This is a genomic window from Pseudomonas sp. 3A(2025) (assembly GCF_054589175.1).
In genome coordinates this window covers 246,190-259,129 of record NZ_BAAILM010000048.1, presented here as the reverse complement: position 1 = coordinate 259,129, position 12,940 = coordinate 246,190, and the positions used below count along the sequence as shown (strand labels likewise).

Below are 12,940 nucleotides of genomic sequence, written 5' to 3'. Positions count from 1 at the left end.
CTGTAATTACATACTATTTATTGTCGATCAGGTAGCAGTTTTTAGGACTTATTTCAGGCGGGATATTGGCGTATTATCCCGTGTCAGTCGCTCGTAGACGGCTTTTAACGACTCCATGCGGTACGAAACAGGCAGTTCTGAGTCATGAGTGATATCGATCGCTACATCGAGGCCGCCACGCGGGACAACACCCGGCGCAGTTACCGGGCGGCCATCGAGCATTTCGAAGTGAGCTTCGGCGGGTTCTTGCCCGCGACCAGCGAAAGTGTGGCGCGGTACCTGGCAACCTATGCCGGCGAGCTGTCGGTCAACACGCTGAAACTGCGGCTGTCGGCACTGGCGCAATGGCACTCGAGCCAGGGCTTCGTCGACCCGACCAAGGCGCCGATGGTGCGCAAGGTACTCAAGGGCATCCGCGCCCTGCACCCGGCGCAAGAGAAACAGGCCGAGCCTTTGCAGCTCGCCGACCTGCAACGCCTGGTCATCAGTCTCGATGCTCAGGCAAACGAGGCGGCAAGCGTGCACGACCATGCGCAGGTGTTGCGCTGTCGTCGCGATACGGCGCTGATCCTGTTGGGTTTCTGGCGCGGCTTTCGCAGCGACGAGCTGTGCCGTTTGCAGGTCGAGCACGTCAAGGCGGTGGCTGGCTCCGGCATTACCCTGTATTTGCCACGCAGCAAGAGCGACCGCGATAACAGCGGTCGCACGTTTCAGACTCCGGCCTTGCAGCGGTTATGCCCGGTGCAGGCTTATCTTGACTGGATCGACTGCGCCGCCCTGGCCAGCGGCCCGGTGTTTCGTGGCATCGATCGCTGGGGCAACCTGGGCGAGGAGGGGCTGCACGCCAACAGCGTCATCACCTTGCTGCGCCAGGCCTTCGAGCGCGCAGGCCTGGCAGCCGATGCCTACAGCAGTCATTCATTGCGTCGCGGTTTTGCAACATGGGCGCATCAAAGTGGGTGGGATTTGAAGTCGCTGATGGCCTACGTGGGCTGGAAGGACATGAAATCCGCCATGCGCTACATTGAAACCTCACCGTTTGGCCCCCATGTAGGTGCGGAGCAGGCGATAAAGGTTTCTGCTATTAATAGAGATCCTTTATAGAGAAAACCAATCGACAGCATCGACTTTACCAATGAGCCATGTCAGTCGATTGTGCGTAAGCTCCAATCCATCGAATTTACACCTTCCTCTTCACAAACCATGGAGATTCACCGATGCCTATCATCAACAGCCAAGTAAAACCGTTCAAAGCCACCGCTTACAAGAACGGCAATTTCGTTGACGTTTCGGATGCCGACCTGAAAGGCAAGTGGTCTGTGGTGTTCTTCTACCCAGCCGACTTCACCTTCGTCTGCCCGACCGAACTGGAAGACCTGGCTGACAACTACGCTGAATTCCAAAAGCTGGGCGTTGAAATCTACAGCGTTTCGACCGACACCCACTTTGCCCACGCTGCCTGGCACAACACCTCGCCAGCCATCGGCAAAATCCAGTACACCATGATCGGCGACCCGACCCTGACCATCTCGCGCAACTTCGATGTGCTGATCGAAGAAGCAGGTCTTGCTGACCGCGGTACTTTCGTGATCAACCCTGAAGGCCAGATCAAGATCGTTGAACTGAACGACGGCGGTGTAGGCCGTGACGCTTCCGAGCTGCTGCGCAAAATCAAGGCTGCTCAGTACGTTGCTGCTCACCCGGGCGAAGTCTGCCCAGCCAAGTGGAAAGAAGGCGAAGCCACTCTGGCCCCTTCGCTGGATCTGGTCGGCAAGATCTGATCTGCATGAAACCGATCGGGGCGCCGCACGCTTGAATCTGTAAACCGCATCGCCCCATCAAACGCCCGGGCGGTCTTCGCCTGGGCGTTGTTATTTCTACCGCCTGAAAACAGGAAGCCGAAACATGTTGGACGCCAATCTTAAAGCCCAGTTGAAATCCTACCTGGAGCGGGTTACTCGCCCCATCGAGATCACAGCGTCCCTCGATGACGGCGCCAAGTCCCAGGAAATGCTTGCACTGCTGCAAGACGTCGTCAGCGTCGGCAAGGACATCACCCTGTCCACCGACGGCAATGATTCACGCACGCCTTCGTTTGCCCTTAACAGCCCAGGCCACAACATCAGCCTGCGCTTTGCCGGCATTCCGATGGGGCACGAGTTCACCTCGCTGGTCCTGGCACTGCTGCAAACCGGCGGCTACCCGCCAAAAGTCAGCGCTGAAACCATAGAACAAGTGCGCGCCCTGCAAGGCGACTTCAAGTTTGAAACCTATTTCTCGCAGTCCTGCCAGAACTGCCCGGACGTCGTCCAGGCCCTGAACCTGATGGCAGTACTCAACCCGAACATCCAGCACGTCGCCATCGACGGCGCGCTGTTCCAGGATGAAGTCACCGACCGTAAAGTCATGTCGGTGCCGAGCATCTACCTGAATGGCGAAGTGTTCGGCCAGGGCCGCATGGGACTGGAAGAAATCCTCGCCAAGATCGACACTGGCGCCAGTGCGCGTCAGGCCGACAAGCTCAATGCCAAAGACGCTTTTGATGTGCTGGTGATTGGCGGTGGCCCGGCCGGTTCCGCTGCGGCGGTGTACGCGGCGCGTAAAGGCATTCGCACCGGCGTGGCGGCCGAACGTTTTGGCGGCCAGGTACTCGACACCATGGCCATCGAGAACTTTATCTCGGTACAGCACACCGAAGGCCCGAAACTGGCCGTTGCGCTTGAAGAACACGTCAAGCAGTACGAAGTCGACATCATGAACCTGCAGCGCGCCGAGCGCCTGATTCCAGGCAAGGCCGGTGAGCTGCACGAAGTGAAATTCGCCAGCGGCGCAAGCCTCAAGGCCAAGACCCTGATCCTGGCCACCGGTGCGCGCTGGCGCGAAATGAACGTGCCCGGCGAGAAGGAATACCGCAACAAGGGCGTGGCTTACTGCCCGCACTGCGACGGCCCGCTGTTCAAAGGCAAGCGCGTGTCGGTGATTGGCGGCGGCAACTCCGGTGTCGAAGCGGCCATCGACCTGGCCGGTATCGTTTCGCACGTTACATTGCTGGAGTTCGACAGCCAGTTGCGCGCTGACGCGGTACTGCAGCGCAAGCTCAACAGCCTGCCGAACGTGACGGTGCTGACCAACGCGCAGACCACCGAAGTGACCGGTGACGGCGAGAAGGTCAACGGCCTGCGTTACAAGGATCGGATCAGCGGTGAAGAGCGCGCTGTCGAGCTGGAAGGCATCTTCGTGCAGATCGGCCTGCTGCCTAACAGCGAATGGCTCAAGGGCGTCATCGAGCTGTCGCCACGCGGCGAAATCGTTGCCGATGCACGGGGTGAAACGTCGATTGCGGGCATCTTCGCTGCCGGCGACGTGACCACCACGCCGTACAAGCAGATCATCATCGCCTTGGGCGAAGGTGCCAAGGCCTCGCTGAGTGCCTTCGATCACCTGATTCGCAGCAGCGCCCCGGCCTGACCGGCAACGGCTGAATGAAAAAGCCCCGTGATGGATCATCACGGGGCTTTTTTCGTTACAGCGGAGTCGGCTGGATGATTTCGACCCAGTAACCGTCCGGGTCCTTGATGAACGCCAGGTGATTCATGCGCCCATCGGCCAGGCGTTTCTGGAAGTTCACGCCCAGTTGCTCGAAGCGCTCGCAGGCTGCCACCACGTCAGGCACCGACACGCAAATGTGGCCAAAACCGCGCGGGTCGCTGTTGCCGTTGTGGTAGGCAAAGCCGGCGTCGTTTTCGCTGCCGTGGTTATGGGTCAGCTCCAGTACACCCGGTATCGACTTCATCCACTGGTGACGGGCGGCGTCATCGGCCGGGATCTGAGCCTTGTCGACCAGCGCCAGAAAGTACAGGCTGAACTCGGCTTCCGGGAAATCACGTTTGTCGACCAGGCTGAAGCCCAGTACGCGGGTGTAGAAGTCCAGCGAGGCGGTGATGTCCTTGACACGCAGCATGGTGTGGTTGAACACGAAACCCTGGGTGGCCGCTTCGGGGGCTGCGGTAACGCCAGGGAAAGTGTCTAGATCGTGCAGGCTCATGGAAGTCTCCGGCTTGAGGGGTATAAAAGAAGCAAATGATACGGGGCAGGGGGGACGATGCCAAACGCCGAACCCCGCCTGAGCGCAATATTGATGGTATACCCCTTGTTCAGGTTCCCCGACAGCCTCAGACTTTTCCGATCTTCTCGCCTCAAGGGCTCGTCATGCTTTTCAATCTTTGCCGATCGTCTCTGGCCAGTCTTGGTCTGGTGCTGGTAGCCGTACCGGCGTATGCCGCTGACGCCATGATCCTCTGGCCGGCCGGCTGGGAGGTGGAGTCGCTGCCCGCCACCAGCGAAAGCGCCAGCCAGCCGTCGATTCAGCTCAGGCAGCGGGCGCTGAAGAAAGATCAGGCCGGCGACCCGAACATGATCATGGAATTGACCCAGACTCGCCTTACCGAAGGCCATCAGGTCAATGTTCAGGGCGTGCTGCTGGAGATGCGCAAGGCCATACAGGTCAACTTTGCCCGCGATGGCCTGCAAAGCGCCTGCACTCATGCGCGCGAGGTAAAGCTTGGCGGTGTGCCCGGCATGGAGAGTACCTGCACCATCACCCAGAATGGCGTGCACGTGATGACCCAGACTCTGGTGGCTGCCGCCACGGCGCAGCAGGCCTGGTCGTTGTCTTATGCGGGAGCGGCTGAGGCGTATGACGCCAACAAGCAGGAAGTCCTGCGCATTCGCGACAGCCTGCGCCTTGGCGAGACGCCTTGAGCTTTTTGACAGGCAAAATAAAGCCCGCGTGAGCGGGCATGGGGCGCTAGTCCTTTAGCAGCCTTGATCTTGATACAGGCCATGTGAAAAAAGTGTGAAGCTTTTCACATCCCCTGCTGAACGGCGTGGGGCGCCGCCTTTTGGGAAAGAGCCTACACACAAGACAACATTGTCTGATTGCCTAAACTGCCGAGATGCGCTCGGCATTTTAAAACTGTAACAAGACAGGTATCTTTTTGAGGGGGAAAATTATTGGCGCCATTATTTTAGCGCAGGCTATTACTATGTCGAGGCTCATATTTTTATATATCCGCTCGACGCCCTTCAGTCGAGCACGCTGCACTTGATGTGTGCACACGCTTATAAATGCTGTAATAAAAAAGCCCTGCAAGGCAGGGCTTTTCAAGGCGCGGGTGAAATCAGGTACGGATCCAGGAATCTACCGCGTCAACGCCGTATTGCTCTTTCCAGGCTTTCAAGCCGCGGTGGTTACCGCCTTTGGTTTCGATCAGTTCACCGGTGTGCGGGTTCTGATAAACCTTGATCACGCGGGCACGGCGGCGCTTCGGGCCGGCCGGTGCGGTAATCAGGCTGGTGGCGCTGCCTGGATCGAGGATCGAGATAACGTCGCGCAGGCTCTTGCCATAGCTACCCATCAGTTCCTTGAGTTGTTGTTCAAATTCAATCTCTTTCTGCAGCCCGGTGTCCTTCTTCAAGGTTTCCAGCTGTGCCAGCTGTTCTTGAAGGGCTTTTTCTGCGGCGCGAAACTCGGCAAGTCTGGACAAAACAAATACTCCGACAGTCTATTGGCCGTGACCGGCCAAACAAAGCGATAAGACAAAAATCTTTGATCCGATTCGCTGATTCCATTCCCGACCGGCTGGCCGGTTCAATGATCAAACTAATCATTTCAACGATCACCGCCCGCTCACCGGGCAGTAATAAATCAGTGACGGCTGAATAATGCCCGTTTTTTTTGACTTAGAAAATAGTCTTGTGAAATTGTTGAACTCATCAGGCACTTTGATGGTCGCGCGGGCGGTGTTATCCGCCGCACAGATTGTAAGTTATTTCTGAAAGTTAGGAGGGTGTTGTCACGCCCCTGTCTTGTAACTTTCGGGGGGCGGGCGGCTAGAGGCCCTGTTGCAGGGCGGGGTCATCGGGGTTCTGTTGCTCCAGCTCGGCGAGCAGTACCTGAACATGCTGTAACTGACCGCTTTCGCGAGCGTACTGGACCAGCAAGACCCGCGCGCGACGGTTGGCCGGCTGGCTTTGCAGGATATGCACCAGTTGCTTTTGCGCCGCCTCCATCTGGTCCAGGTCATGCAGCGCCACGGCCAGGTCATAACGGTAATCGTTGTTGTCGGGCGCCAGCTCCGAGGCCTTGGCCAGGCTGAGCAGGGCGTATTCGGGTTGTTCATGCTCCAGCAACCATTGTCCCAGTGCATGCTGCAACAAGGACGAATCGGGATTGCGCTCCAGCAGGCGGGCAAACAGTTGCCTGGCTTGCTCTTGCTGTCCGGTTTCATCCATCAGCGCCAACCGCGCCAGAGTGGCATCAAGATTGTCCGGCTCCAGCTTCACCGCCTCTTCCAGCGCCGCCAGGGCCTGGGTCTTGTGGCCGGTCTGTTGGTAAAGAATGGCCAGTTGCATGCGGTTTTGCGCAGTGGGCGCCTGCTGTTGCAGGCTTTGCTGGAAGGTTTCGGTACTGTGTTGCAAGGCTGCAAAATACAGCCCCAGCTCATCGGGCGACAGCTGGGTCAGCGCCAGCGTGGCGTCGAAGCGTACGGCTTGATCGGCATCACTGAGCAACGGGCCAAGCAATACGCTGCGATGGGCGCGCGGTAGTACATGCAGGGTCGCGCGGATGGCCGCCTGGCGCACAGCGGCTGAATCGTTGCCCAGATTGGCATCGAGCAGCTTGAGCGCCTGAGGGCTGGGATAATTCGGCAATTCGGCGAGCAGGTTGATGCGTCGCTCATCACGCAGGTCGGTGCGTGCCAGTTGCTGATAGAGCATGCGCGCCGCACCGGGCTTGCCGTCATGGGCCTGGTCCAGCGCCTGCTGGTAGGTGTGGCTGAGTTTGGCTGGTGCGGTATCGACCGGCGTATGACGCCATGCCAGAAACGCTACCAGCAGGGCGCACACCAGCGATGCGCCCAGTAACACGCGCCGCCAGCGACGGACATGAGGCTGAAGAGTTGAGTCCTTGGTCATACCGATATCCACTCTTTGAGACATGCAGCTTCAAAGAGACGAAGGCGGCTGTCAAATCTGTAGCCTCGATGCTGGCCTGTTCTCAGCCCGTTACGCCTGCGGCTGCCAGCCGCCACCCAGCGCCTTGTAGATCGCCACAATGCCCTGATACAGCTCGATCTGCGCCTGGGCCTGAGCATCTTCGGCGGCCAGGCGTTCGCGCTCGGCGTCGAGCAGCACCAGAAAATCGGCGGTGCCCTCGCGGTATTGCACCGAGGCCAAACGGGCTGCCGCGCGGCTGGCGTCACTCTGGCGCAGCAGGGCGAGCAGGCGTTGCTGGCGTTTGTCGTAATCGCTGAAGGCGTTTTCCGACTCTTCCAGCGCCAGCAGCACGTGTTGCTCGTAATTGGCCAGGGCGCCTTCGGCGTCGGCGTCGGCGCTGCGAATCTGCGCCCTTACGCTGCCCAGGTCAAAGGCTGCCCAGGTAATGCTCGGCCCCAGGCTCCAGGCCTTGGCGGCCGAAGAGCCGATCTGCGAGCCACGGCCTGCGGTAAAGCCCAGAAAGCCGCTGAGGCTGACCCGTGGAAACAGATCGGCGGTGGCCACGCCAATGCGCGCCGTGGCAGCCGCCAGTTGCCGCTCGGCGGCGCGCACATCCGGGCGCTGACGCAGCACTTGACCGGGATCACCCACCGCCAGGGTCTTGGCGATGGCTGGCAGCCCGGCAGGCCCCAGATCGACGCTTAGCGCATTCGGCCGTTCGCCCAGCAAGGTCGCGATGCGGTTGCGCTGACGCACCTGTTCGGCCTGCAACTGCGGCACGCTGGCCTCAACGGCGGCCAGGCGGGCATCGGCGCGCACTACATCCAGCTCGTTGCCGACGCCGGCATCACGCAGCTGGCTGGTGACATTGCGCGAGTCCTGCTGGTTTTTCAGGTTGTCGCGGGCAATGGCTTCACGCAATTGGGCGCCGCGCAGCTTGCCGTAGGCGTCCACCACATCGGCGATCAGCGTGACCTGCAACTGATACAGGTTGGCTTCGGCCACCTGCTGGTCGGCGTCGCTGGCTTCCAGTTGCCGCTGGATACGGCCGAACAGGTCGACTTCCCAGGCCATATCCAGACCCAGGTCGTAGCGTTCGCTGTTGACCCGCTGTTCGGTCTGGCCGGGTATCTGACCCTTGCCGATCTCGCTGCTGGCGCGGCTGGTGATCACCGGCATGCGGTCATTGGCGACATCATCGCGAATCGCCCTTGCTGCTTTCAGGCGGGCAAAGGCGACCCGCAGGTCACGGTTGCCGGCCAGCGACTGGTTGACCAGCTTGTCCAGCGTCGGGTCTTCGAACTGCTGCCACCAGTTGGCGGCGCTACGGCTGCGGTCATAGGCGGCTTTTTCGGTGCTGGCCTGTTCGCTGGCGACAATCTGTGCCGCTGCGGTTTCAGGCGCCTTGTAGTCCGGGCCGACGGCGCAGGCCGCCAGCGCCAGCACCAGCAGGCTTGGGGCAAAGAGTTTTACCGCGCTCATCAGTGCGCCTCCACAGGCAGGGTCGGTTGTTGGGCGATGCGGGCCGCCTTGCGGGCCTCGCGGCGTTCAACGAAGTTACGGATCAGGACATAGAACACCGGGGTCAGCAGCAGGCCGAAGAAGGTCACCCCGAGCATGCCGGAGAACACCGCAACACCCATTGCATGGCGCATCTCGGCACCGGCACCGCTGGACAACACCAGTGGCACCACACCCATGATGAAGGCGAACGAAGTCATCAGAATCGGCCGCAGACGCAGGCGGCAGGCTTCCAGCACCGCATCCAGCGGGCTCAGGCCTTCGGCTTGTTTATCCTTGGCAAACTCGACGATCAGAATCGCGTTCTTGCACGCCAGGCCCACCAGTACGATCAGGCCGATCTGGGTAAAGATGTTGTTGTCGCTGCCGGCAATGATCACCCCGGCGATCGCCGACAGCAGGGTCATCGGTACGATCAGGATCACCGCCAGTGGCAGGCTCCAGCTTTCGTACTGCGCGGCCAGCACCAGGAACGCCAGCAGCACACACAGCGGGAAGACGAACAGCGCGGTATTGCCCGACAGAATCTGCTGGTAGGTCAGGTCGGTCCACTCGAAGGTCATGCCGTTGGGCAATTCGCTGTTGAGCAGTTTCTCGATCGCAGCCTCAGCCTGGCCGGAGCTGTAGCCCGGTGCCGCCGCGCCGTTGATCTCGGCGGTGATGAAGCCGTTGTAGTGCATCACACGGTCGGGACCTGCGGTGTCGGTGACCTTGACGAAGGTCGCCAGCGGGATCATCTCGCCCAGGTTGTTGCGCACCTTGAGCTGGCCAATCTGGTCGGCGTCCTGGCGGAACTGCTGCTCGGCCTGAACGTTGACCTGATAGGTACGGCCAAAGCGGTTGAAGTCGTTGGCATACAGCGAACCCAGGTAAACCTGCAGGGTGTCGAAGATGTCGCTGATCGCCACGCCATGGGTCTTTGCTTTTTCGCGGTCGATGGCGGCATCGACCTGCGGCACGTTTACCGTGTAGCTGGTAAACAGGCCAGCCAGCTCAGGCACGCTGCGGCTCTTGGCAATGATGTTCTGGGTTTCTTTGTACAGCTCGTCATAGCCCAGGTTGCCACGGTCCTGAATCTGCAGGCGGAAACCACCAATGGTGCCCAGACCCTGTACCGGCGGCGGCGGGAAGATCGCCATGTAGGCTTCCTGAATCGACGCAAACTGGCCGTTCAGGGCGCCGGCGATGGCATTCGCCGACTGGCTCGGGTCCTTGCGCTGGTCGAAGGGCTTGAGCGCGACAAACACCACGCCGTTGTTCGGGCTGTTGGTAAAGCCGTTGATCGACAGGCCCGGGAAGGCAATCGCGTTCTCGACACCCGGCTGCTTGAGGGCCATATCGGACATGCGTTTGATCACCTCTTCGGTGCGGTCCAGGCTCGCCGCATCCGGCAATTGCGCAAACGCCACCAGGTACTGCTTGTCCTGGCCGGGTACGAAGCCGGTCGGGGTGCTGGCAAAGCCCATCCAGGTCAGGACCATGAGGCCTGCGTACACCACCAGCGCAATGCCGCTGCTGCGAATGACCCGCGCCACGGTACCGACATAACCCCGGCTGGCCTTGTCGAAGAAGCGGTTGAACGGACGGAACAGCCAGCCCCCCAGCATCCGGTCAAGGAAGCGCGAGAAGCGGTCTTTCGGTGCGTCGTGGGCCTTGAGCAGTACGGCGGCCAGTGCAGGCGACAGGGTCAGCGAGTTGAACGCCGAGATCACCGTCGAAATGGCAATGGTCAGTGCAAACTGCTTATAGAACTGCCCGGTGAGTCCGGAAATGAACGCCGCCGGAATAAACACGGCGCACAGCACCAGCGCGGTGGCGATGATCGGGCCGGTCACTTCGCCCATGGCCTTGTGGGTCGCGGCATAGGGTTCCAGGCCCAGCTCGATATTACGCTCGACGTTCTCGACCACCACGATGGCGTCGTCGACCACGATACCGATGGCCAGTACCAGGCCGAACAGCGACAGGGCGTTAAGCGAGAAGCCGAACATGTGCATCACGGCAAACGTACCGATCAGCGACACCGGTACGGCAACCAGCGGAATGATCGAGGCGCGCCAGGTTTGCAGGAACAGGATGACTACCAGCACAACCAGGATCAGTGCTTCGAACAGCGTATGGATCACCGCCTCGATCGAGCCGCGAACAAAGATGGTCGGGTCATAGACGATCTCGTAGTCCATGCCCTGCGGGAAGCCTTTCTTCAGCTCGGCCATGCGCGCACGCACATCGTTGGAGATGTCGATGGCGTTGGAGCCCGGACGCTGGAAGATCGGAATCGCTACGGCCGGCTTGTTGTTGAGCAGCGAGCGCAATGCGTACTGATTAGAGCCCAGCTCGATGCGTGCGACATCTTTCAGGCGAGTGATTTCACCGTTGGCACCGGCGCGAATCACGATGTTCTCGAACTCTTCCTCGCTGACCAGTCGGCCCTGGGTGTTGATCGACATCTGGAAACTGGTGGCGTTAGGCGAGGGCGGGGCGCCCAGTTGCCCGGCGGCGACCTGACGGTTCTGCTCGCGGATGGCGTTGACCACGTCAGTGGCAGTCAGGTTGCGCGAAGCGGTCTTGTTCGGGTCCAGCCAGACGCGCAGCGAGTAGTCGCCCATGCCGAACAACTGCACATCACCGACACCGCCGAGGCGCGCCAGCTCATCCTTGATGTTCAGCACCGCGTAGTTGGACAGGTAAAGCATGTCGTAGCGGTTATCGGGCGAGGTCAAGTGCACGACCATGGTCAGGTCGGGCGAGGCCTTGTCGACCGTGATACCGATGCGCGTCACCTCTTCAGGCAATTTCGGCTCGGTACGGGTCACACGGTTCTGCACCTGCACCTGTGCGTTGTCCAGGTCGGTGCCCAGCGCGAAGGTGATGGTCAGCGCCAGCTTGCCGTCGGCGGTGGCCTGTGACGACATGTACAGCATGCCTTCCACGCCGGTAATCGCCTGTTCCAGTGGCGAGGCCACGGTTTCGCCGATCACCTTGGGGTTGGCGCCGGGGAAGTTGGCGCGCACCACGACGGTAGGCGGCACGACTTCAGGGTATTCGCTGATCGGCAACTGGAACAGCGAGATGGAGCCGGCAATCAATACCAGCAAGGACAACACCGCGGCGAAGATCGGCCGGGATATGAAAAAGGTCGAAAAATTCATCGGATGTGTCCCTTAACCGCGTGGCGCCACAACGGCGCTGGCGAGTTTGGCGGTGGCCTTGTTGTTGATTTGCGGGGCATTGCTGGCCTCAAGCGCCTGACGTTGCGAACGCAAGGCGGCCAGGGTTTGCTCGGTGGCCATCGGCGCGACCTCAGGGTCGACTGCCTGGCCTGGGCGCACGCGCTGCAAGCCCTTGACCACAATGGTGTCGTCCTTGGCCAGGCCACTGCGCACGATGCGCAAGCCTTCAAGCTTCGGCCCCAGCTCTACCGGGCGGTAAGTCGGAGTGTTGTCCTTGTCCATCACCAGCACGTACTTCTTGCCCAGGTCGGTGCCGACCGCGTCGTCCTGAATCAACACGGCCGAATAGGTGGCACTGCCCACCAGTTTCAGGCGGGCATACAGGCCCGGCGTGAAGCGGCCATCGCCGTTGTCGAACACCGCGCGGCCACGAATGGTGCCGGTGCGCGGGTTGACCTGGTTGTCGACGAAGTCCATCTGCCCCAGGTGCGGGTTATCGGCTTCGTTGGACAGGCCCAGGTACACCGGGGTGCTCTGGCCACGCTGGCCCTGGCGTGCCAGTTCGTTGTACTTGAGGAACACACGCTCGTCGGCGTCGAAGTAGGCGTAGACCTTGTCGGTGGAGACCACGCTGGTCAGCGGCGTGACATCGGCAGTGACGATGTTGCCGGTGGTGATCTCGGCGCGGCTGACCCGGCCACTGATTGGCGCGGTCACGCGGGTAAAGCTCAGGTTCAGGCGCGCCAGGTCCAGTTGCGCCTGAATCGCGGCAACCCCGGCCTTGGCTTCCTGTGCGGAGGTGCTGCGCGAATCGGCCAGCTCGGCAGAAATCGCATTGTTGGCACGCAGACGATCACCGCGCTGGGCTTCATTTTCACTGCGGTTGGCCACGGCGCGGGCTTGTTGCAACTGGGCTTCGAGGCGGCGGACTTCAGCCTGGAACGGACGCGGGTCGATCTGGAACAGCACATCGCCTTTCTTGACCAGCGCACCGTCGGTGAACGCCACCTGATCGATCTGCCCCGACACACGCGGGCGCACTTCAACGGTTTCCGGGGCTTCGAGGCGGCCGGTGAACTCGTCCCACTCGTTGATCGGCTGTTCCAGGACCTTGGCCACCGTGACCTTGGGCGCCCCCGGCCCCGATGTTGCCTGCGGCGCCTGGCCACAGGCACTGATTACCACCAGGGCCAGAGCAGTGAGGGGAAAGCGCAAATGATGAAGTGAGCGAGCCATGGAGAATCCGC

The 12,940-nt window shown here is 60.7% G+C and carries 10 protein-coding genes; 4 read left to right on the top strand and 6 right to left on the bottom strand.

The genetic code is table 11. The features are described from left to right. Positions 1–144 precede the first annotated feature (144 nt). The 3 genes from ACYP2A_RS19030 (at position 145) to ahpF (ending at position 3,468) form a co-directional block, all read left to right on the top strand. The gene (locus tag ACYP2A_RS19030; RefSeq protein ID WP_459747258.1) at positions 145–1,104 is read left to right on the top strand and encodes a site-specific integrase; all 960 of its coding nucleotides are present in this window, start codon (positions 145–147) and stop codon (positions 1,102–1,104) included. Positions 1,105–1,217: 113 nt separating this feature from the next. Next, entirely contained in the window at positions 1,218–1,781 is a 564-nt protein-coding gene (ahpC, locus tag ACYP2A_RS19025; RefSeq protein WP_010210361.1) for an alkyl hydroperoxide reductase subunit C, read from the top strand. A 124-nt stretch (positions 1,782–1,905) separates the two neighbouring features. Then, on the top strand, positions 1,906–3,468 hold the full coding sequence (gene ahpF, locus ACYP2A_RS19020; protein ID WP_459747255.1) for an alkyl hydroperoxide reductase subunit F: 1,563 nt from the start codon (positions 1,906–1,908) through the stop codon (positions 3,466–3,468). Positions 3,469–3,523: 55 nt separating this feature from the next. Here the strand turns inward: ahpF and gloA are convergent, their stop codons facing one another. Further along, positions 3,524–4,045: a lactoylglutathione lyase gene (gene gloA / locus ACYP2A_RS19015; RefSeq protein ID WP_459747253.1), complete on the bottom strand. Its 522-nt coding sequence runs from the start codon at positions 4,043–4,045 to the stop codon at positions 3,524–3,526. Between the two features lie 164 nt (positions 4,046–4,209). Between gloA and ACYP2A_RS19010 the strand changes: the two genes are divergently transcribed. Further along, on the top strand, positions 4,210–4,761 hold the full coding sequence (locus ACYP2A_RS19010) for a DUF4946 domain-containing protein (RefSeq protein WP_459747251.1): 552 nt from the start codon (positions 4,210–4,212) through the stop codon (positions 4,759–4,761). A 419-nt stretch (positions 4,762–5,180) separates the two neighbouring features. On the opposite strand, the gene ACYP2A_RS19005 is transcribed toward ACYP2A_RS19010, so the two are convergent. The 5 genes from ACYP2A_RS19005 to mexE form a co-directional block, all read right to left on the bottom strand. Beyond that, positions 5,181–5,546 carry a histone-like nucleoid-structuring protein, MvaT/MvaU family gene (locus ACYP2A_RS19005; protein ID WP_459747248.1) on the bottom strand — a complete coding sequence of 122 codons (366 nt, stop codon included), beginning with the start codon at positions 5,544–5,546 and terminating at the stop codon, positions 5,181–5,183. A 346-nt stretch (positions 5,547–5,892) separates the two neighbouring features. Further along, positions 5,893–6,978 (bottom strand): tetratricopeptide repeat protein, encoded by a 1,086-nt coding sequence (locus ACYP2A_RS19000; RefSeq protein WP_459747247.1) that lies wholly within the window; start codon positions 6,976–6,978, stop codon positions 5,893–5,895. Positions 6,979–7,068: 90 nt separating this feature from the next. Next, complete coding sequence (locus ACYP2A_RS18995) at positions 7,069–8,481, bottom strand: efflux transporter outer membrane subunit (protein ID WP_459747245.1); 1,413 nt, start codon at positions 8,479–8,481, stop codon at positions 7,069–7,071. Next, positions 8,481–11,672: an efflux RND transporter permease subunit gene (locus ACYP2A_RS18990; protein ID WP_459747243.1), complete on the bottom strand. Its 3,192-nt coding sequence runs from the start codon at positions 11,670–11,672 to the stop codon at positions 8,481–8,483. Before ACYP2A_RS18990 ends, ACYP2A_RS18995 begins: the two co-directional genes overlap by 1 nt. Positions 11,673–11,684: 12 nt before the next feature. After that, positions 11,685–12,929, bottom strand: coding sequence for a multidrug efflux RND transporter periplasmic adaptor subunit MexE (gene mexE, locus ACYP2A_RS18985; protein WP_459747242.1), 1,245 nt, complete (start codon positions 12,927–12,929; stop codon positions 11,685–11,687). Between the last annotated feature and the right edge of the window lie 11 nt (positions 12,930–12,940).